Here is a 21562-nt window from a genome sequence, read left to right on the forward strand (position 1 = left end):
TATGATTGACTCTCAAAAAATACCTCAAAAAATGCTAGACCAAGACCCTTTTAGTCAATGGTTAGGGATAGAAGTTATACAAGTAGAAGTAGGAAGATGTAAAGTGGGAATGACGGTACGAAAAGAGATGCTTAATAGTATGGGTAAAGCTCATGGAGGGATATCATATAGTTTGGCAGATACAGCATTTGGTTTTTCTGCAAATACCCATGGTAAGTATGCAGTTTCTATAGAAACATCGATCAACCATATTGAAGCTTTAGAAGAAGGAGATTATCTTACTGCCGAGGCAGTTACCGATATAGCAAAGACTAAAATAGGGTTTAATATTGTTGAGGTTAAAAGAGGTGATCAAATAGTAGCACTATTCAAAGGAGTAGTATACAGAACCAATAAAGATTGGCAATAATTAATCAACTAATACACAGATCAATGAGAATATTTTTAGTATCCATCTTATGTTTGTCAATTTTTTCTTGTGGAAAAGAGACGAAATCAAAAAAAGAAACTTTAGAAGGCACAGAACCAATTGTTACAGAAACTAAAGAAGAAATATCCGAGGGTGTTCAAAATGCTATGGGTGATCTTTTTAACGATCAAGTAATAATGGAAGTAGATGAAACCGTTTTTGTTATCGATAATGGCACTAATCGGGCGAACGAGGATATGTCTGCGGGAATTATGAAAATGGTAGCTCCTCAATCTTATGATGCCTTTAAAGTAAAGATGATGCAAGAACCAGAAGAACAAAATGGAGTTACTTCATTAGGAATTAAAGAAGTTGAATTGGAAGGTAAAAAAGTACTTGTTCAGAAGTCAATGACTTTAGACGAGACAGGTGATAAAATGATTATGATGATGTATGCAATGCCTGCAGGAGAAAAAACAATAATGATATCTTCCTATTTTATGGAAAAGGAAGAATCTAAATACTTACCACTAATTGAAAAATCAGTGGTAACGGCAAAATTGAAAGAATAAAATAGTGATTAAAGTACTATAACCAGATACGCACATATCAAAATGAAAGAAGCATATATAATAGATGGAGTTAGAACTCCTATTGGAAATTATAAAGGAACATTATCTGCGGTAAGAACAGATGATTTAGGAGCTTTAGTTATTAAAGAATTAGTAAAAAAGAATCCAAATATTCCTAAGGAAGATTATGATGATGTGATTATGGGATGTGCTAATCAAGCAGGAGAAGATAATAGAAATGTAGCTAGAATGTGTTCTTTATTAGCTGGACTTCCTTTTACAGTTCCAGGAGAAACAGTAAATCGTCTTTGTAGTTCTGGACTTTCGGCAATAATACATGCAAACAGAGCTATAAAAGCTGATGATGGAGATATCTTTATTTCTGGAGGAGTTGAGAATATGACACGTGGTCCATACGTAATTGCAAAACCATCTTCGGCATTTGGTAATGATTCCAAAATGTATGATTCAAGTTTTGGATGGAGGTTTGTAAACCAAAAGATGCATGAGTTATATGGTACGGATGGAATGGGAAATACAGCTGAGAATTTGGTAGAGAAGTATAATATCTCTAGAGAGGATCAGGATGCTTTTGCATACTGGAGCCAGATGAAAGCTACTAAAGCGCAAGAATCTGGGAGATTAGCAAAAGAAATTACTACTGTAGAGATACCGCAACGAAAAAAAGATCCTATTAAGTTTGTTAATGATGAGTTTGTAAAACCTGCTACGAGCAAAGAAGTTTTAGCAAAGCTACGTCCTGCTTTTAAGAAAGATGGGAGTGTAACCGCAGGAAATTCTTCAGGACTAAATGATGGAGCAGCTGCTACAATTATTGCTTCTTCAGATGCAGTCAAAAAATACAACCTTACACCCATTGCACGAATTGTTAGTTCTGCAGTGGTTGGAGTAGAGCCCAGAATTATGGGAATTGGTCCGGTTCAGGCATCTAATAGGGCATTAGAAAAAGCAGGTATTACTATGGATGATATTGATATCATAGAATTAAATGAAGCTTTTGCTTCTCAAGCATTGGCTTGTATAAGAGAATGGGGATTAAAAGATGATGATCCTAGAATCAACCCTAATGGAGGCTCTATAGCAATTGGACATCCACTTGGAGTTACAGGAACTAGAATCACATATTCAGCTGCTTTAGAGTTACAAGAACGAAATAAAAGATATGCATTAATCACTATGTGTGTAGGTGTAGGACAAGGATATGCTTGTGTAATAGAAAACACGAATCTATAATTTATGAAAACACTAGAAAGCTATATAACTGGAAAATGGGTAACAGGTTCAGGTGATGGTATTGTGATGAACGATGCAGTTACTGGAGAAATAATTGGTACATCCACAACAGATGGTCTAGATATTCCAGAAGTTTTACATTATGGTAGAACCAAAGGAGGAGAAGTACTTAGAAAAATGACTTTTCAGGAGCGTGGAAATATGCTAAAGTCATTAGCTTTATATCTTACTAAAAGAAAAGAGCAATTTTATGAGCTTAGTTATAGAACAGGAGCAACTAGAGTTGATAGTTGGATTGATATTGAAGGTGGTTTTGGTAATCTTTTTGCAAATGCATCTTTACGTAAATTATTTCCGAATCAATCTTATCATGTAGAGGGAGATCCTATTGATTTATCGAGAGGAGGAAGGTTTATGGCGCATCATATTTTAGTGCCAAAACGAGGTGTGGCAGTTCATATTAACGCTTTTAATTTTCCAATTTGGGGGATGTTAGAAAAATGTGCGGTTAATTGGATGGCTGGAATGCCGGCAGTAGTTCTACCAGCTCCGCAAACTGCTTACCTTACGGAAGCAGTGGTACGAGTAATTGTAGATTCAGGAATTTTACCAGAAGGAGCATTACAGCTTTTAAGCGGAATGACTAAAAATATCTTAGATACTGTTGGATCACAAGATGTGGTAACATTTACAGGTTCGGCACATACTGGAAGAGTTTTAAAAGCACACCCAAGGTTGATAGAAGAATCTGTACCGTTTACTATGGAAGCAGATTCACTAAACGCTTGTGTGCTTGGAGAAGATGCAGTACCAGGAACACCAGAATTTGATTTGTTTGTAAAAGAAGTTAGAAAAGAAATGACCGTTAAGACAGGTCAGAAATGTACTGCTATTCGTAGAATCATAGTTCCTTCAAAATTAGTCGAAGATGTTCAGATTGCTTTAGGTAAACAATTAGATAAGGTAACTATTGGGGATCCTAGATTGAAAGAAGTGAGAATGGGGGCTTTGGCAAGTAAAAAACAAGTCGAAAGCTTTAAAAATAATGTTGCAGAAATAGCTAAAACAGCTCAAATAGTTTATGGAAATTTAGATACAATAGAAACTGTTGGTGCTGATGCACAAAAAGGAGCTTTTGTAAGTCCAATTCTGATGAGACAAGATAACCCGTTTCAGCATAAAGGTGTTCATGAGATAGAAGCTTTTGGGCCAGTTTCTACAATTATGCCTTATGATACACTTGATGATGCTATAACATTATCTCAGATGGGTAAAGGATCTTTAGTATCCTCTATATTTACTTATGATGATCAGATTGCGAAAGAATACGTAGTAGGAGCAGCTTCTCATCACGGACGTATTTTGATTGGTAATAGAGAAAATGCTAAACAAAGTACAGGGCACGGTTCTCCGCTACCAATGCTTACTCACGGAGGTCCAGGAAGAGCAGGAGGAGGAGAAGAAATGGGCGGAATGCGCGGAATCAAGCATTACATGCAACGTTGTGCAATACAAGGAACACCAACAACTTTAACAGAGGTTACTGGAATTTATCAAGCAAATTCTAAATATAAAGAGTCGGATAAACATCCGTTTGCATATCATTGGGAAGATATCGAACCAGGAATGTCTCTTAAAACTCATAAAAGAACAATTACAGATACAGATATTATCAATTTTGGTAATCTTACTTGGGATCATTTTTACGCACATACGGATATAACTTCTCTTGATGGAAGTATTTTCGAAAAAAGAACTGCGCACGGATATTTCATTCTTGCTGCAGCAGCTGGATTGTTTGTATATCCAAATAAAGGACCGGTTGCTGCGAATTACGGATTAGAAGAATGTAGATTCTTGCGTCCAATTTATCATAACGATACTGTGTATGTAAGATTAACTTGTAAACAAAAAATTGATCGTGATCATCGAGGAAAAGAATTGCCAAGTGGTATTGTAAAGTGGTTTGTAGAAGTATTTGATCAAGAAGATGAGTTGACTGCTATCGCAACGATTTTAACGATGGTACAAAAAAAATCACCATTTGTACAAGTAAATCGAGCAAATATTGAGGGATATTTAGCAAGGCTAAAAGAGGATACCAAAGCTACATGGGGATTGATGACCGCTCAGCATATGATAGAACATATAGAGAAAACCATTAGAATTGGTGCCGGAGAGATTCAAGATTTTGAAATAGCTACACCAGAGCAGTATTTAGAAAAAGTACAAGAAATGGTGTATAACCATAAACCAATGCCTAAAGGTCATAAACATCCTTTAATGAAAGAAGATTCGTTGGAAGCGTTAGTTCACGAAGATCTAATAACTGCTAAAAAGAAGTTGTTGGAAGCAATGGATGAATTTGAAATTTATTTTAAAGAAAATCCTGACGCGATTACGAAAAATGCCGTATTTGGTGAGATGAACAAGTTTGAATGGGATTTGTTAAATGTAAAACATTTGAATCATCATTTCGAACAGTTTGGATTATTGTAAAACATTTAAGAATAAACATTGACACAACCATACGTAAATATAACAACAGAAAATGGAGTAGGAACCATAGAGTTTTTTCATCCAGCACATAATTCTTTACCTGGTGATATTTTAGCCAAATTAGCTAAAACTATAACAGAAGCAGGAGATAATGATGATATTAAAGTAATTGTCTTGAAAAGTGGAGGAAATAGAACATTTTGTGCAGGTGCAAGTTTTAAGGAGTTAATAAATATTAACGATGCAGAAACTGGTAAGATATTTTTCTCTGGTTTTGCAAATGTAATTAATGCAATGCGTACCTGTCCAAAATTTATTATTGGACGCGTACAAGGTAAAACTGTAGGAGGTGGAGTTGGAGTGGCGTCTGCAACAGATTATTGTATGGCTACAAAATTTGCCGCTATTAAATTAAGTGAATTGAATGTGGGAATAGGTCCTTTTGTTGTGGGACCCGCGGTGGAACGTAAAATAGGATTGTCAGCAATGACGCAAATAGCCATTGATGCTAATTCTTTTTATGATGCAGAATGGGCAAGAGATAAAGGGTTATTTACTAAAGTTTTTGAAGATACAGAGGCATTGGATATTGCGGTAAAAGAATTTGCCGAACATTTATGTACCTATAACCCCGAGGCGATGAAAGATATGAAAAAGGCATTTTGGGAAGGAACAGAACATTGGGATACATTGTTAGCAGAGAGAGCAATCATCAGTGGTAGATTAGTGTTAAGCGATTTTACCAAAGAAACGCTTAAAAGATTTAAATAAAACGCTTTGTTATTTCAGCTCAGGCTGGAATCCATATAATATAATAATGATTTATAGTTTTAAAGGATACATACCAGTAGTGCACGAAAGTAGTTTTGTACACCCGTTAGCAGCGGTAACAGGTAATGTTATTATAGGTAAAAATTGTTATATAGGTCCTGGAGCTGCTATCAGAGGAGATTGGGGCGAGATTATTCTTGAAGATGGAGTAAATGTTCAAGAAAACTGTACCGTACATATGTTTCCTGGGAAATCTATAGTGTTAAAAGAAAGTGCGCATGTAGGTCATGGCGCTGTTATTCACGGAGCTAATTTGGGTCGTAATTGTCTTATAGGAATGAATACAGTGATAATGGATGATGCGGAGATTGGTGATGAGTGTATTGTTGGAGCAATGTCTTTTGTAAAAGCAAATACTATTTTTCCAAAGAGAAGTTTGATAGTAGGAAATCCGGCGAAAGTAATAAAAACTGTTAGCGATGAGATGATTGGGTGGAAAACAAAAGGGACTAAGTTGTACCAACAATTACCTGAAGATTGCTTTGATTATTTAGAAGAAGTGGAGCCTTTAAGAGAGATTCCGAAAGATCGACCAACACAAGAAGCTTTCTATAAAACTTTAGAAGAATTTAAAGATAAAAAGTGATCCCTAAGGGTTGAACAAATAGTATAAATATCTAAGAAGTAATAATAACAAACTAACTAACATTAGTTAATTAAAATGTCAAGAGTAGAACTAAAAATGCCCAAAATGGGTGAAAGTATATCAGAAGCAACCATTCTTAATTGGTTAAAGAATGTAGGAGATACTGTAGAAGAAGATGAAACTATTTTGGAAGTGGCTACTGATAAAGTAGATTCTGAAGTACCTTCTCCTTGTGATGGTATCATTACAGAATTACTTTTTCAATCTAATGATGTGGTAGAAGTTGGCAAAGTAATAGCTGTTATTGATTCTAATAATAATTCTGGATCAAGTGAAAAAAAATCACAATCAGAAGTAAAAGAATTATCTAATAATAATCCTAATGTAAAATCGAAATCATCAATTAAATCAGAGGTTAAGCCGAATGTTAAATCCGATTTTAAAATCCAAAATACAGGAGATAATGATGGTTTTCTTTCTCCTTTGGTAATTAGTATCGCTCAAAAAGAAAACTTGACAATAGAAGAGGTTCAAAGTATCTCTGGAACTGGCGATGGTGGCAGGATTCGTAAGAGTGATGTTATGTTGTACCTTAAACACAGAAAATATCCTTTACCAAGTAGACCGCAACCAACTGCACCAAAACCATCATATAACACACCTCCAATTTCCTATATAGAAGGAAAGGATCGCATTGTAGAAATGGATCGTATGAGAACGATGATAGCAGACCATATGGTGTATTCTAAACATACATCACCACATGTAACAAGTTATATAGAAGTGGATGTTACCAATATGGTGAATTGGCGTAATAAGATGAAACTAGAATTTTTAGAAAAACATGGAGAAAAGTTAACGTTTACTCCAATTTTTATAGAAGCAGTTTCAAAAGCAATCCAAGAATACCCTATGATTAATGTTTCTGTAGACGGAAAGAAGATTGTGGTCCATAAAGATATTAATGTAGGTATGGCTACGGCATTACCTAGTGGTAATTTAATTGTTCCCGTAGTAAGAAATGCTGATGAAAAAGACTTACTAGGTTTAGCGCAACGTGTAAATCATTTAGCGAATAATGCTAGAAATAATGCATTAAAACCTGATGAAATAGGAGGAAGTACGTTTACAATTTCTAATGTAGGAACATTTGGTAGTCTCATGGGGACACCTATCATTAATCAACCAGAGGTAGCTATTCTAGCCTTGGGGATTATTAAGAAACGACCAGAAGTTATTACAACAGATAGCGGAGATGAAATTGCAATTAGAAGTATGATGTACTTATCGTTATCATTTGATCATCGAGTTGTAGATGGGTTTTTAGGAGGATCTTTTTTAAGAAAGGTTGGGGACGAATTAGAAGCTTTTGATAGTAATAGAGAAATATAATAAATGCACAATGGATAGCATATACCCAACAATAGTGTTTATCCAATAGTTTGTGTGATTAAAATAAAATAAGAATGGAACAACAAATCAAAATTACAAAAACCGCAAATTCAAAACTTAAGGATATTGATTTTGATAATATTCCTTTAGGAACAACTTTTACAGACCATATGTTTATCTGTGAATATGAAAATGGCGCTTGGAACAATCCCAGAATAGAACCATTAGAATTAATTCCAACACATCCTGCTGCAATGGCATTGCATTACGGACAAGCAATTTTTGAAGGAATGAAAGCTACCGTAGGTAAGGAGAATACACCATTACTTTTTAGACCAGAAGAGAATGCAAAACGTTTTAATTATAGTGCTGCGAGATTAGGAATGCCTTTAGTTCCGGTGGATTTATTTGTAGAAGCGGTAAAACAAATTGTTGGGGTAGAACACAGTTGGATTCCTCCAAAAGATGGAAGCGCTTTGTATCTAAGACCTTTCATGTATGCAGATGAACCTTTTATAGGTATGAGAGCTGCTACAAGTTACAAGTTCATAGTGATCTGTTCTCCTGCAGGACCATTTTTCACAAAAAAGATAAGATTATATGCAGAAACAGAGTATATAAGAGCTGCAGATGGTGGTACAGGAGAAGCAAAAGCTGCGGGTAATTATGCAGCAGCAATTCTACCAACAGAAAAAGCCAAGGCAAAGGGATATGATCAAGTATTATGGTTAGATGCTAACGAGCATAAGTATATCCAGGAAGTAGGGACCATGAATATATTTTTCAAAATAGGAGGCAAATTTATTACACCTTCTACAGACGGTTCTATATTAAAAGGAATTACAAGGGATAGTGTTATCACTTTATTGAAAGATAAAGGTTTTGAGGTAGAAGAGCGTCCAATTACAATTGATGAGTTAATAACATGTGCTAACGAAGGACAATTAGAAGAAGCCTTTGGTACAGGAACAGCAGTAGCTATTGCTATGATAGAAGCTATAGGGTATAAAGATGAGGTACTTACTTTATCCGACAACAACCCCGTGAGCCAAGATGTAAAAAATACACTTGATAATATCAAGACTCAAAAAATGGAAGATACGTTTAATTGGATAATACCGGTATCAATAACAGAGAAGGTAGGATAATAGTTATCGCCAATACTGGTGATTCGTAGATTGTAGATCAAAAAAATAAGGGATATATGGTAGCCTCAACAACTATAGAAAAAGAAGTTCTTAAAAAAGCATTTAGCACACTTTGTACTGCTAAAAGCATGACAGAACTATATGAAGAAAATTTTAAAACAGTTTCAAAATATGTTCATGCGACATCAAGAGGTCATGAAGCAATTCAGATAGCAGTAGCTATGCAATTATTGCCTCAAGATTATGTTTTTCCTTATTATAGAGATGATTCAATGTTATTAGGAATAGGGATGAGACCTTATGACTTAATGTTACAACTGTTAGCAAAGAAAGATGATCCTTTTTCTGGTGGAAGAACCTATTACTCACATCCAAGTTTAAATGAGGATGATAAACCAAAAATCCCTCATCAATCCTCTGCTACAGGTATGCAGGCGATTCCTTCTACTGGTGTAGCACTGGGAATGCAGTATAAAGAGTTATTAAATATTCCACATAATGATTCCAGCAAGAGTGAGATAATAAAAGCACCACTAGTGGTGTGTTCGTTAGGTGATGCTTCGGTAACAGAAGGAGAGATTGCAGAAGCTTTTCAAATGGCAGCTTTAAAGCAGTTACCAATATTATACGTTGTACAAGATAATGGATGGGATATTTCTGCCAATGAGAAAGAAACCAGAGCACAAAGTGCGTACGAATATGCTGCAGGATTTCATGGGTTAGAAGCGATTACAATTGATGGAGCTAATTTTACAGAGAGTTATATAGCTGTTCAAAATGCTATTCGAATTATAAGAGAAGAACGAAGACCAATTTTAGTTCACGCAAGAGTACCTTTACTAAATCATCATACATCTGGAGTACGCATGGAATGGTATAGGGATGACCTGGAAGAAGCTCGTTCTAGAGACCCTTATCCGGTATTGCGAAATCAATTATTAGAAGCTGGTTTTACAGGTGATGAGTTAGATAGTTTGGAAGAGGAGGCTAAACAAACCGTTACTACAGATCTTCAGGAAGCAATGAAAGCAGAAGATCCAAAACCAGAAGATTTGTTTACCCATGATTTCGCGCCTACTCCAATTACTGAAGAAAAAGGAGAACGATCTCCTTCTGATAAGGATGAGGTAGTAATGGTAGATTGTGCTCTGTTTGCAGTAGAAGAGCTAATGAAGAAACATAAAGAGTGTTTATTATATGGACAAGACGTAGGAGGAAGATTAGGTGGAGTATTTAGAGAGGCAGCAACATTAGCGCAAAAGTTTGGTGATGAACGAGTTTTTAATACACCTATACAAGAAGCATTTATTGTAGGGTCTACTGTAGGAATGTCTGCTGTAGGCTTAAAACCAATTGTAGAAGTACAGTTTGCGGACTATATATGGCCAGGATTGAATCAGTTATTTACAGAAGTAAGTAGATCTTGTTATTTATCTAATGGTAAATGGCCTGTTTCTATGATTCTAAGAGTTCCGATAGGGGCATATGGAAGTGGAGGACCTTATCATTCCTCATCGGTAGAATCCGTTGTTACTAATATAAGAGGTATTAAAATAGCTTATCCAAGTAACGGAGCAGACCTAAAAGGTTTAATGAAAGCGGCATATTACGATCCTAATCCCGTGGTGATTTTAGAACATAAAGGATTGTATTGGTCTAAGGTAAAAGGTACAGACGCTGCAAGAACTATAGAACCAGCAGAAGATTATATACTACCTTTTGGCAAAGCTAATGTAGTACAACAAATATGGCCTGAAGATGAGAAGGAGACGTTAACGGTAGTTACTTACGGAATGGGTGTACACTGGGCGCTGAATGCTTCTAAGGAGTTAAAAGAAGTTGTAGAAATAATAGATTTGCGAACACTATATCCATTAGATGAAGAAACTATAATGGAATCAGTAAAAAAGACAAAGAAGTGTTTGGTGGTAACAGAAGAACCAACTAATAATTCCTTCGCAAGAGCATTATCGGGAAAAATTCAGGAAGAATGTTTCCGATATCTTGATGCACCGGTGATGACTATTGGTTCAGAGAATATGCCAGCAATCCCATTAAATAGTACATTAGAACAGACCATGATTCCTTCTACAGAAAAAGTAAAAACTAAGATAGAAGAGTTGTTGAGGTATTAATCATATAGATAGGAAGTAAAATAATAGTCTCATTTGTTGCATAACAGTTGAGGCTATTTTTTTTGTTTAAATCTTAAAAGTAAGAAATAGACTACATAAATAGCAATCATAGATGTTTAAATATGTTAAAACGCATTTATTTTAGATAAAATACACAAAAAATTTGGTGGATTTAAAAAAAGCTGTATCTTTACACCAGAGTTAATGAGTTAGCGTTTTCATTCCCCCCAAGATGAAAACATTTAAAAAAAGTGAGTTTTAATTTTAGAATAAGCCCCTAAATTAAGATGATTTGTGTGAAGAAAAAGAGCGTGGAGACGCTCTTTTTTGTTTTTCCAGTATTTTGTATGAATACACTGTAGTGTGTGTTATTTACAATTTTAATAAAAGAAAGAAAAAGACTACAAAATATTGTGTTTGTTTTTATTAAATATGTTAAAATGCATTTATTTTAGATAAAATACATAAAAAGTTTGGTAAATTTAAAAAAAGTTGTATCTTTATATCAGAGTTAATGAGTTAGTACTTTCATTTTCCCCAAGATGAAAGTTTTTATAAAAAGTGAGTTTTAATTTTAGAATAAGCCCCTAAATTAAGATGATTTGTGTGAAGAAAAAGAGCGTGGAGACGCTCTTTTTTGTTTTTCTAACTTTATTGGTTGAATTATCTATACTGCTAATACTTCCAAGAATGTAAAACTACTTGTTTTTTAAACTTAATTATTTTTTTTTATTCTTTAAACGAATGATTATCAATTTTTTGTAATTTAATTTGATTTTTGCTGAATATTTTTTTAGGGTGTTTTGATAGATATATGTTTTAGGGTTGTAAAAATTTTAAAAACGTAAAAAAACAATCATGAAAAAAATCATTTTATTATTAACCGTAGCCACTTCGATTATGTTTACATCTTGTAGTTCTGATGATGATAATTCTGGACCAGTAGATGCACAGGACAAATTTATTGGAGTTTGGAAAATAACTCAAGAGTTTGAAGATGGAGTAGAAGTGACTGTCGAAACCTGCGACTTACAGGATGTTCTTACAGTAACAGAAGATGAAAAATTTAGTGGGACCAGTCATGTTATGGAAAATGGTACTTGTGTATTGGAAGATACATTTACAGGTACTTGGGAAAACTTAGGGGATAATAAATACAAGATTACTTCGGATATGGATGGAGCTGAAGCTGTAGAAGCAACCATTACTTTTTCTGGTAATACAATGACAGCAGTAACCAATGATGAAGATGGTGAGTTTAAACAAATATTAACCAGAGTTTAATATTTTTAATCAAAAACAAAACTGTATGTTTTTACAGTTTTGTTTTTGATTATACTAAAAATTGAATCGTAATACAATATCCGGTGTAAAACGTAAAGATTCATTTTGGGAAGTTTCTAAGGTTCTATTAAAATTAACGTCTGTAAACTCGCTGTAACTTTGTCCGATTATGTTTTTTCTATTGTAGAGGTTCCTGATAGAAACTCCTATCATACCATTCCAATCCTTTTCTTTATCTAGTTTAAAGCGATAAACTGCAGAAGCATCTAATCGATGATAATCTCTAAATCTACTAGAATTAATGCCATTTGGATCTATAGTACCTCCAAATATCGCAGCACTATCTGCTACAATTTTTGTGTATGGTCTTCCAGTAGCGTAGTTCCAACCAAGTGCAATTTCAAACTTATTTATAGTTAGTGTTTGGGATAGATTAAAAACATGTCGTTGATCAAAATTCCCATTGTAGTACGTGTTTTGAACTAATGGAAACGAAGTTATTGTTTTACTCAGCGAATATCCAGCCCAAAACCTATAATTGTTGATTCTTTTTTTAATTAACAAATCAAAACCTATTCGTTCTTCTTCTCCATAAAATATATCAGTTTCAACATCATCTTGGGTAGCTATATCTAATATAAGATCACTAAGAGAAGAAACATCAGTTATTTTTTTGTAGTAACCCTCTAAATCAAAATTCCAGCCATCGTATGTGTATAAGCCTCCAACCGTAAATTGCATACTCTTTAAAACTCTAATTCTAGGAGTATCTGGATTATTACTTGAAGAATTATTAGAAAGAATCCAAACATTATCAGAAACTGGTAATGTAGATAGTCTCCCATCTTCAGTACTAATATAAGTTAAGTAATTATTAAGTTGCTGATTCTTTAATTCAGCAGAAGTATTTATAGTGAAATTTTTAAACAACTCATAAGAAGCAAACATACGAGGCTCGATGAAAAAATCTTTTACATTACTTAATTGAGATGCTCGAAACCCTAAATTAAGATAGGTTTTAGGTGTTTTGTATTGATATTCTGAGTATAGTGTATGATTGGTCCCATTGCCATCTAAAGTGTTTGGGTCATCTCCAAAACCTGTATCGAATAATGCTTTATAACTTGATTCATTATACGAAAATTGATATCCCGTATGAAGGGAATGATTATTAACTAAAGGAAACCGAACAGAATATTCAAACCCTATATCTTTTACAGCATTTTCTATATTGGTACTTTCGTCTATATTATCATCTATTTTATTTAATATAAAGGAATACCTTTGATCATAGGATGAGAAGTAAAAATTGGCATTTTGGGATATAGAATTATTATAATTTTTATCCCAATTTATGCTCGCACCAATATTCCTTAGCTTTAGAACATCCTGAGTTTCATTTCGTTTATCATCAATAATGATGTTTTTTTTATTGTCAAGTCGATTTTCGGCAAGAATAGAACTGAACTTTATTGTAGAGGTACTGTCCGGATGCCAAACGAGTTTGAAATTAACATCAGAAAATGAAATATCATCTTCTCTAGATTCTTCTTCCGAGGTAACCTCGTCACCTACATCAGGAATTGTTGCTCTAGTATTTTGAAAAACTTTTCTTACCAGATTGTTATAAGCAATATTTTGGTAAACATCTGTTGTAGACCTTCTTCCTGCTAATAAGATACCAGCATTTTTAGAGATAGGCATTTTTAAATAAAGATCTCCGTGCGTTAAATTAATACCACCACCAGTTTTTATTTCTTCTATCACATCATCATCAGATTCTACAACGACTACTCCTGATATTCTATCTCCATAGCGAACACTGGTTCCACCTCTGTATACTTGTACATTTTTAGTAATAAAAGGGTTAAAAGTAGAAATTTGGTTAAAAAAATGACCGTTATGATACATCTTAATTCCATCCCAAAGCACTAAATTTTGTCCAGGTGTTCCTCCACGAATATATAATCCAGCCGGATCTTCTGTGGGACTATTAATACCTGGAAGTAGCTGCAAACTTTGTAAAACATCTGGTTCTACAAGTCCAGGAAGAATACGAAGTTTTTTTGTAGATATATTTACCGACGCATCCTGATTTTTTTGGATACCACCAGTAAGGTATTCTTTTACTAAAACCTGTCCTAGGCTCTGAATTTCTGGTTGTAATCTAATAGTATCACAAGAATTATTAGTCAATTCTGAAATAGTAATTGTTTTGTTTTTATAACCAAAGTAAGATATACTAATGGAGTCAGAAGGGTGAAGTTGTAACTTAAAAACACCATTATTCTCGGTAAGACCAATAGTTTTTTTATTTAGGTGAATATCTGCTTGTGGAAGTTCAAATAGAGAGATAGCATCTACAACTATAGCACAAACATCTATAACTTTTTTGTTTTTTACTAAAATGAAATCTGTCTCACTTACTTTTTGTAATTCATAAGAAGTTTTTTGGGCTATTATTTCTTTAAGCGATATTATAGATAGATTCGCTTTTTGGAGTTCTAAAGATATATTCTTGATAGCCGTAACATCGTAGGAAAAATTGAATTTAAGTTGGTTCTCAAAGGCTTTTAGTATGTCCGTTAGAAGTTGTTTTTCATTTGTTACGGGTAATTTCACTTCTTGTGAATAACCAATAGTGATAGAGAAAAATATAAATAATGTAGTTAGTTTAAATAATCTCACTTAGTTCTTAGCGCTAGGTTTTTTTAATTTTTAAATATAACTATTATTAATGATTCTCGTATATGTTATAGTTTTTGAATCATACTCGCAGAGTTTTTTTTTAAAATATTAATCAGAGTATAGTAATGAATAAAACATATAAATAATGTAGCATCTACGATTATCCGCGGTCATTTTTTTAGATAAATTAAAAATTAAAACGAAGAACAAAATCTGGAGTAAAACGTAAAGACTTATTTTCATAACCCTCAAGATAAAAATTGAAATTCTCATCTTGATTTTCTCTAAAACCCTGACTAATGGTGTTTTTCCTGTTATATATATTCCTTAGTGAAATCCCAATCATTCCATTTGTATTTTTTGATGTACTTAGAGGAAATCTGTAGGTCACGGAGGCATCTAGTCTATGATATGGTTTAAATCGACTAGAATTAATACCTCTAGGGTCAATAACTCCACCATCTAGGTCGTTATCGTCTCTAAATATTTTAGTAAAAGGCCTTCCAGAAGCATAATTCCAGCCCAAAGCAAACTCAAATTGATTTACTTCTAAGGTCTGCGAAAGATTAAACACATGACGTTGATCATAACTGCCATCAAAATATGAATTTTGTACAAAAGGAAATGATGTAATGGTTTTACTTAGTGAGTAACCAGCCCAAAATCTATAATTGTTGATTCTTTTTTTTATTAAGAAATCAACTCCAATTCTTTCTTCTTTTCCGTAAAAAATAATAGTTTCATCATCATCAGGAACTGCTATATCTAGTACAAGATCACTTAATGAAGAAATGTCGGTTACTTTTTTGTAATATCCTTCTAAGTCAAAATTCCAGCCTTTGAAGGTATATAGAGCTCCTAACGTAAATTGCGCACTTTTTACCACTTTAATAAAAGGAACATTTACATTTTCATTATTTGAAGAGTTATTAGAAAGAATCCAAACATTATCAGCAACAGGAAGTGTAGGAATTGTTCCAAATGCACTATTATACGTAAGATAGTTATTAAGTTGTTGGTTTTTTAGCTCTGCAGAAGTGTTGAGGGTAAAGTTATCCAATAATTCATAAGAAGAAAACATACGTGGTTCTATGAAAAATGAATTAGCGTTACTTACTTGTGATCCTCTCAAACCAATATTTATAAATGTTTTAGAAGTCTTGTATTTGTATTCAGAATATATTGTGTGATTGGTCCCATTTCCATCAATAATAGATCCTCCTTCCTCAAACCCAGTTTCATCAGAAAAAATGTTTTTCGTTTCAAACTCTGTTTGATTATAGGTAAATTGATATCCAATATCTAAAGATTGTTTTTTATTAAGTGGTAAATGTACAGTGTATTCTCCTCCTATATCTTGTACCTTATTATTGTTAATTAGACTTTCTGTTACATCATCACCAAAAGTTCGAGTTTCAATATTGTTATATCTTTGATCATAAGATGAGAAATAGAAGTTCACATTTTGATGTATACCTTCAAGATATTTTTTATCCCAATTTAAACTAAATCCAAAATTTCTGATTTTAAGTATATCTTGAACTTTCGCTTCAAGATTAGCTTCTGAGACGATGACAGTTTTATTATTATCAAGTCTATTTTCTGCGAAGATAGAACTGAACTTTATTGTGTTATTATCATTAGGTTTCCAAAGAATTTTAAAATTGCTATCAGAAAAAGAAAAATCATCTTCTCTACTACGTTCTTCTGATGTTGATGTTTCGCCATTATCCGGAATGTTAGATCGCGTATTCTGGAATACCTTTCTTATTAGATTATTATAGGCTATATTTTGATAGACATCTGTTGTTGATCTCCGACCGGCCAGTAAAAACCCTATTTTTTTTGATAATGGGACTTTTAAATATGCATCTACATGTGTGAAATTAAGGCCTCCTCCAGTTTGTACTTTTTCCAAAAGATCATCGTCAGATTCTATAGCAACCACACCAGATATTCTATCTCCATAACGAACACTGGTACCACCTCTATATACAGTTACATTTTTGGTAATAAATGGATTAAAGGTAGAGATTTGGTTAAAAAAATGACCACTCTGATACATTTTAATTCCATCCCAAAGCACTAAATTTTGTCCTGGTGTTCCTCCACGAATGTATAATCCAGCGGGATCTTCTGTAGGACTGTTAATACCAGGTAATAATTGCAAACTTTGTAAGACATCTGGTTCTACAAGTCCAGGAAGGATACGAAGTTTTTTTGTGGATATATTTACAGATGCATCTTGATTTTTTTGGATACCTCCAGTAAGGTATTCCTTTACTAAAACTTGTCCCAAACTTTGTATTTCCGGTTGTAGCCTAATAGTGTCGCAATTGGTGGTTAACGCAGAAGTTTTAATTGTTTTGTTTTGGTAACCTAGATATGAAATGGAGATAGTATCGGAAGGATTAAGTTGTAATTTAAAAATTCCTTTTTTATCAGTAACACCAATAGTTTTCTTATTTAAAAGTATATCTGCGTGCGGTAATTCGAATTTAGAAATCGCATCTATGACAACAGCGCAGATATCTATAACTCTAGTATTTTTAATTAGAATGTAATCATTTTTATCTACTTTTTGTAGTAGATAAGAAGTCTGAAGTTCTATTGCTTTTTGCAATGATGTAATTGATAGTTTTTCTTCATCTATATTTAATACTATATTTTTTATAGCATCTACATCATAGGAGAAATTTATTTGTTGTTGATTCTCAAAAGTTTTTAGTACCTCTTCTAGAGATTTATAATCAGGTTCTTTTGATTGAATCACATCTTGTGAATAACCTAAAGCAGTATAGAAACAAATTAAAAATGTAGTTAGTTGAAATAATCTCACTTATTTTTTAACGATATATTTTTTTGATTATTGACTGTATAATTAATATTCATAGGTTCAAAACAAGTTTTCAACGCTTTATCAAGATCATTGTGTACGAAGAAACCAGAGAATAAGCGTTTGGTATCAATATCATTTGTGGTAATACGAATGTCATACTGCCTTTCTAATTCTTGGATAAGTTGTTGTAAAGTAACTTGATTAAACGTACTTTTACCCTGCATCCAACTAGGTTTAGATCCTTTGATTTCATTAGGAGATAATGCGCCTTCAGAATTAGATTTAATAGCTTTTCCAGGAGTTAGAATTACTGTTTCTTTAGAGTTACTTACTTGTACCTTGCCTTCAAAACACTGTACTTCTATATGCTCATTTCTAGAATAGACATTGAATTCTGTTCCTAATACAGTAACATCTCCATTTTTAGTTTTCACGGTAAAACTAGAACCCTTCGCTACATCAAAAAAAGCTTCTCCTTTTAAGTGGATAATCCTTGTTTCGGCAAAAGATCTTTTGTCATATTCAACAGAAGAATCAGCATTTAAAGTAACCAATGAATTATCTGGTAATGTCAAGGTTTTAGTTTCTGCCATTTCCGTATATATCTCTGTAGTTGAAAAGAATATTGTTCTTAGTCCAAACAAAACTACTATAGCTGCTGCAGCTGCATACAGCCATGGGCGTAATTTAATTACTTTCTTTCCAGAGGACTTTTTGTATCTTTTATTGTATTCTTTTTGATTTTTAAGTCCTTTATCGAGATCAAAAACAGGGCGGTCGAATTTGTCAACACCTTTTAAAATATCTTTATAAGCAAGATAATCTTTTGAATTTTCGAATTCTTTCTTCTCCTCTTCAGAGATATCATCTACCAGCCATCTTCCTAGAAAATTATCTTTTTCCATAATGTTTTTATTATTACTATACCTTTAACAGGAAACTTTAATACTTTCCAATGTAATTTATACGTTACCTATTTTTTTTCTTAAAACTACTAATGCTAAATGCATTCTTTTTTCTACAGCTTTTACAGAAATGTCAAGCATTTCTGCAATTTCCTTATATGTTTTCTTTTCAATCCGATTTAAAAGAAAAACCTCTCGTTGTCCATCTTTTAATCCTCCAATAGCAGAATTTAAACGGTGCATGAACTCCTTTTCTTCCATCTGAAACTCTGGAGATTCATTGGTGTAGGTTTTTTGTTCAGTTGATTTATATTTTAGTACGGTTTTTTGATGCTTATAATCGTTGATCGAAGCATTATTAGCTATTTTGTATAGAAAACTTTTAGCCGCTCCAAAAATAATTTTAGAGCAATTAGTCCAAAGTTTTGCAAAACTATCCTGTACAATATCTTGAGCTTTTTCCATATCACCATATTTATAATATAGATAGTAGCATATTTTTTCTGCGTGTTCTCTATACAGTTGTTCGTATACTTTCTCATCACATACGCTAATTACATTTTCAGGCATTCTTTATAAAATTTTAGATCAATTATAAGATTACAATGAATAATATATAAAGTTGTTAATTTAACAATATTACCAAGAATAACCTATAGATATTTCTGGCAAAACATCTATATATGTATTCATTGGTCCTGAAAGTTCCTGCGTATATTGAATGCGATTGGCCGCGCCAATAGTAAATCCAGATTTAAAAACCCATTGATAGCCTCCTTTTATAGAACCTCCAATCATAACCGTGTCATAATCTCTAGGGTTAAATATAGATGCATTATAATCTACTTCCTTATATCCACCAATGATTCCGGCACCAATAAACCAACCTTTTGGAGCATTTTTACGTTTTGAAAAATAATACCTACCTCCAATTTCTAATCCTATCTCGTACGCTGTGATATTACTTTCCGGAACTAGAGTACCATTTGATACAACATCAGTATTTGAAAAATCTCCGTATGCTTGTAACAATAGAGAGAAATTATTTTTTAGGATGTGTTCATATTCAAAATTGATCTCTCCATATAAAGCTGATAGAGGAAGTAAACGGATACTATTTTTATAATTAGCGCTTGCGATTTTATCTTGATTACTCGTAATCGTTTCTTGTGAGTATCCAGTACGTAGTAATGAAACCATAAAGGTTAAGATTAAAACTATTTTTCTCATCAACTTTTTGCTTTATATGTTAAAAATTACAACCCTAAAACAAAAAAGAAAGAGTATACCCTACCTACATTTTAATATATTTTTCAAAACAATAAAATGAAAGAAAAATACTACAAAAAATTGTTTTTTAAATTAGTTTAACGTGTTTAAATACATTTTTTTTAGATAAAATACATAAAAAGTTTGGTGAATTGAAAAATAACTGTATCTTTACACCAGAGTTAATGAGTTAGCGTTTTCATTTTCCCCAAGATGAAAACATTTATAAAAAGTGAGTTTTAATTTTAGAATAAGCCCCTAAATTAAGATGATTTGTGTGAAGAAAAAGAGCGTGGAGACGCTCTTTTTTGTTTTCCTTTATTTTTTTACCTGAAAGTTTAAAAATTACTAGTTTAGATTTACCTATCAAAAATAAAAAATACACTGATTATAATAACCAGTGCATTTTTTTTCACACCTACCTATTCACAGAGAATATGTCTTTCAATTGTTTTACCATTCCACCATTACCAGAAACTGTGATCTCACCAATTTTTTCAGCTATTTTCTCTACATATTCCATTTCTTTAAGCTTGTAGAGCATTTCGTTATCTTCCATTAGTTTTGCTGTATTCAGTAAACTTCTAGTAGATGCTGTTTCCTCACGTCTAGTAATGATATTAGCCTGAGCTCTCTTTTGTGCTACTAGTACTTGGTTCATGATTTCTTTCATTTCACCAGTTAAGATTATATCCCTAATACCACAATTCAATACTCTTACACCTAGTTTGTTTGTTTGATTTTTGGTAGTTTCCAATATAGCTTCTGCCATACTATCTTTACGTTCCAAAAGTTCATCTAAGGTGTAATTTCCTACGAAAGCTCTAAGAGCTAATTGCATCGCGATGTATAATTGTTTTTCGTATTCTTTATTATCAAGCAATGCTTTTTCAATATCTACAACTTTATATTGTATATAGAAATTGATACGAATAGCAGCTTTATCTTTTGTCAATAATTCTTGACCAGCTATTTCTAACTGTAGCTGACGCAGATCTGCCTTAGCGATCTTGATAGTTGTATCATTTCTCCAGAAACGATATGTGCCACTACCTAAAGTTTTAGCGTATACATCATCTACAATGAGTACAGCTTTTTCATACGCGGCAACTTCAAAAACTCGGATGTATTTATTAAGTGCGTAATTGCTGAATAAAGATTTATCAATTTTCTCGGTAATATAGATTTTACTAAGATCTACTGTTGTAAACTCATATTCGTACAATCCTTTCCAAAGTGTGTATCTACCTGCAGAAAATACACTTTTAAAGTTACCATTCTCATAAACCAATACAATTTGATTGTCCTTTACCTCAATTAGGTGTAACATATCTTCCAACACTGTATCTTTTAATAAGAGTTCCAGTGCTATTGGAGCTGCAAAGGGTTTAGATAAATCATACTGAATAACACGCTCATTAAATCTTAACCAATGGATTCCTTGTGTTATAACACGATTGTAATCTCCTTTTCTGAAAACCAAGCCTACTTTGCCAGCATTGATTCTTACTCTTTTCATTTTTTTCATTTTTATGTCTTTTTATTTGAAAAAGACAGATTCAACATTAATTGGACGATAATCCCGTAACGGAGGTGTTATCTATTTCCTTTTATACGTATTAAGGATGTTTGTTTTTTTGTTAAAAACGGTGACAGCAAATCATCTTTCCAGATCGGAGAAAATAATATGTGATATTTTCTGCAATTAGTTTTTAGTATCGAGATAGAAGAATAAGTATTAGAAAAAATAC

The 21562-nt window shown here is 33.0% G+C and carries 16 protein-coding genes; 10 read left to right on the forward strand and 6 right to left on the reverse strand.

All coding sequences use genetic code 11. The features are described 5' to 3' along the window. Nucleotide 1: 1 nt before the first annotated feature. The 10 genes from H526_RS0123950 (at nucleotide 2) to H526_RS0123995 (ending at nucleotide 12110) form a co-directional block, all read left to right on the forward strand. Nucleotides 2-409 carry a PaaI family thioesterase gene (locus H526_RS0123950; RefSeq protein ID WP_027395277.1) on the forward strand — a complete coding sequence of 136 codons (408 nt, stop codon included), beginning with the start codon at nucleotides 2-4 and terminating at the stop codon, nucleotides 407-409. Nucleotides 410-432: 23 nt separating this feature from the next. Beyond that, the gene (locus H526_RS0123955) at nucleotides 433-981 is read left to right on the forward strand and encodes a hypothetical protein (RefSeq protein ID WP_035086335.1); all 549 of its coding nucleotides are present in this window, start codon (nucleotides 433-435) and stop codon (nucleotides 979-981) included. Between the two features lie 42 nt (nucleotides 982-1023). Continuing rightward, nucleotides 1024-2235 (forward strand): acetyl-CoA C-acyltransferase, encoded by a 1212-nt coding sequence (locus H526_RS0123960; RefSeq protein WP_027395279.1) that lies wholly within the window; start codon nucleotides 1024-1026, stop codon nucleotides 2233-2235. Between the two features lie 3 nt (nucleotides 2236-2238). Then, nucleotides 2239-4734: a phenylacetic acid degradation bifunctional protein PaaZ gene (gene paaZ / locus H526_RS0123965; RefSeq protein ID WP_027395280.1), complete on the forward strand. Its 2496-nt coding sequence runs from the start codon at nucleotides 2239-2241 to the stop codon at nucleotides 4732-4734. Between the two features lie 18 nt (nucleotides 4735-4752). Next, nucleotides 4753-5505, forward strand: a complete 753-nt coding sequence (locus H526_RS0123970; RefSeq protein WP_027395281.1) for an enoyl-CoA hydratase/isomerase family protein — start codon at nucleotides 4753-4755, stop codon at nucleotides 5503-5505. Between the two features lie 46 nt (nucleotides 5506-5551). Beyond that, on the forward strand, nucleotides 5552-6151 hold the full coding sequence (locus tag H526_RS0123975) for an acyltransferase (protein WP_027395282.1): 600 nt from the start codon (nucleotides 5552-5554) through the stop codon (nucleotides 6149-6151). Nucleotides 6152-6256: 105 nt separating this feature from the next. Further along, the gene (locus tag H526_RS0123980; protein ID WP_245591232.1) at nucleotides 6257-7543 is read left to right on the forward strand and encodes a dihydrolipoamide acetyltransferase family protein; all 1287 of its coding nucleotides are present in this window, start codon (nucleotides 6257-6259) and stop codon (nucleotides 7541-7543) included. A gap of 74 nt (nucleotides 7544-7617) precedes the next feature. After that, complete coding sequence (locus tag H526_RS0123985) at nucleotides 7618-8691, forward strand: branched-chain amino acid aminotransferase (RefSeq protein WP_035086337.1); 1074 nt, start codon at nucleotides 7618-7620, stop codon at nucleotides 8689-8691. 56 nt (nucleotides 8692-8747) lie between these two features. Further along, nucleotides 8748-10826 (forward strand): alpha-ketoacid dehydrogenase subunit alpha/beta, encoded by a 2079-nt coding sequence (locus tag H526_RS0123990; protein ID WP_035086339.1) that lies wholly within the window; start codon nucleotides 8748-8750, stop codon nucleotides 10824-10826. 858 nt (nucleotides 10827-11684) lie between these two features. Further along, nucleotides 11685-12110, forward strand: a complete 426-nt coding sequence (locus H526_RS0123995) for a lipocalin-like domain-containing protein (protein WP_027395286.1) — start codon at nucleotides 11685-11687, stop codon at nucleotides 12108-12110. A 54-nt stretch (nucleotides 12111-12164) separates the two neighbouring features. On the opposite strand, the gene H526_RS0124000 is transcribed toward H526_RS0123995, so the two are convergent. The 6 genes from H526_RS0124000 to H526_RS0124025 all read right to left on the reverse strand — a co-directional run bounded on the left by H526_RS0124000 (nucleotide 12165) and on the right by H526_RS0124025 (nucleotide 21330). Beyond that, nucleotides 12165-14798, reverse strand: coding sequence for a TonB-dependent receptor (locus H526_RS0124000; RefSeq protein ID WP_027395287.1), 2634 nt, complete (start codon nucleotides 14796-14798; stop codon nucleotides 12165-12167). A gap of 187 nt (nucleotides 14799-14985) precedes the next feature. Further along, entirely contained in the window at nucleotides 14986-17637 is a 2652-nt protein-coding gene (locus H526_RS0124005; protein WP_027395288.1) for a TonB-dependent receptor, read from the reverse strand. Then, nucleotides 17634-18542, reverse strand: a complete 909-nt coding sequence (locus H526_RS0124010) for a FecR family protein (protein ID WP_027395289.1) — start codon at nucleotides 18540-18542, stop codon at nucleotides 17634-17636. The genes H526_RS0124005 and H526_RS0124010 overlap by 4 nt, the downstream gene beginning before the upstream one ends. A gap of 57 nt (nucleotides 18543-18599) precedes the next feature. Continuing rightward, entirely contained in the window at nucleotides 18600-19112 is a 513-nt protein-coding gene (locus H526_RS0124015; RefSeq protein WP_027395290.1) for an RNA polymerase sigma factor, read from the reverse strand. 69 nt (nucleotides 19113-19181) lie between these two features. After that, nucleotides 19182-19772, reverse strand: a complete 591-nt coding sequence (locus H526_RS0124020) for a DUF3575 domain-containing protein (RefSeq protein WP_027395291.1) — start codon at nucleotides 19770-19772, stop codon at nucleotides 19182-19184. 457 nt (nucleotides 19773-20229) lie between these two features. Continuing rightward, nucleotides 20230-21330: a slipin family protein gene (locus tag H526_RS0124025; RefSeq protein ID WP_027395292.1), complete on the reverse strand. Its 1101-nt coding sequence runs from the start codon at nucleotides 21328-21330 to the stop codon at nucleotides 20230-20232. Nucleotides 21331-21562 lie beyond the last annotated feature (232 nt).

Source organism: Aquimarina latercula DSM 2041, from assembly GCF_000430645.1.
GTDB lineage: Bacteria > Bacteroidota > Bacteroidia > Flavobacteriales > Flavobacteriaceae > Aquimarina > Aquimarina latercula.

Coding starts and splice junctions, on each gene's coding strand:
- H526_RS0123950 (WP_027395277.1), top strand. CDS start 2: ATGATTGACTCTCAAAAAATACCTCAAAAAATGCTAGACCAAGACCCT.
- H526_RS0123955 (WP_035086335.1), top strand. CDS start 433: ATGAGAATATTTTTAGTATCCATCTTATGTTTGTCAATTTTTTCTTGT.
- H526_RS0123960 (WP_027395279.1), top strand. CDS start 1,024: ATGAAAGAAGCATATATAATAGATGGAGTTAGAACTCCTATTGGAAAT.
- paaZ (WP_027395280.1), top strand. CDS start 2,239: ATGAAAACACTAGAAAGCTATATAACTGGAAAATGGGTAACAGGTTCA.
- H526_RS0123975 (WP_027395282.1), top strand. CDS start 5,552: ATGATTTATAGTTTTAAAGGATACATACCAGTAGTGCACGAAAGTAGT.
- H526_RS0123980 (WP_245591232.1), top strand. CDS start 6,257: ATGGGTGAAAGTATATCAGAAGCAACCATTCTTAATTGGTTAAAGAAT.
- H526_RS0123985 (WP_035086337.1), top strand. CDS start 7,618: ATGGAACAACAAATCAAAATTACAAAAACCGCAAATTCAAAACTTAAG.
- H526_RS0123990 (WP_035086339.1), top strand. CDS start 8,748: ATGGTAGCCTCAACAACTATAGAAAAAGAAGTTCTTAAAAAAGCATTT.
- H526_RS0123995 (WP_027395286.1), top strand. CDS start 11,685: ATGAAAAAAATCATTTTATTATTAACCGTAGCCACTTCGATTATGTTT.
- H526_RS0124010 (WP_027395289.1), bottom strand. CDS start 18,542: ATGGAAAAAGATAATTTTCTAGGAAGATGGCTGGTAGATGATATCTCT.
- H526_RS0124015 (WP_027395290.1), bottom strand. CDS start 19,112: ATGCCTGAAAATGTAATTAGCGTATGTGATGAGAAAGTATACGAACAA.
- H526_RS0124020 (WP_027395291.1), bottom strand. CDS start 19,772: ATGAGAAAAATAGTTTTAATCTTAACCTTTATGGTTTCATTACTACGT.
- H526_RS0124025 (WP_027395292.1), bottom strand. CDS start 21,330: ATGAAAAGAGTAAGAATCAATGCTGGCAAAGTAGGCTTGGTTTTCAGA.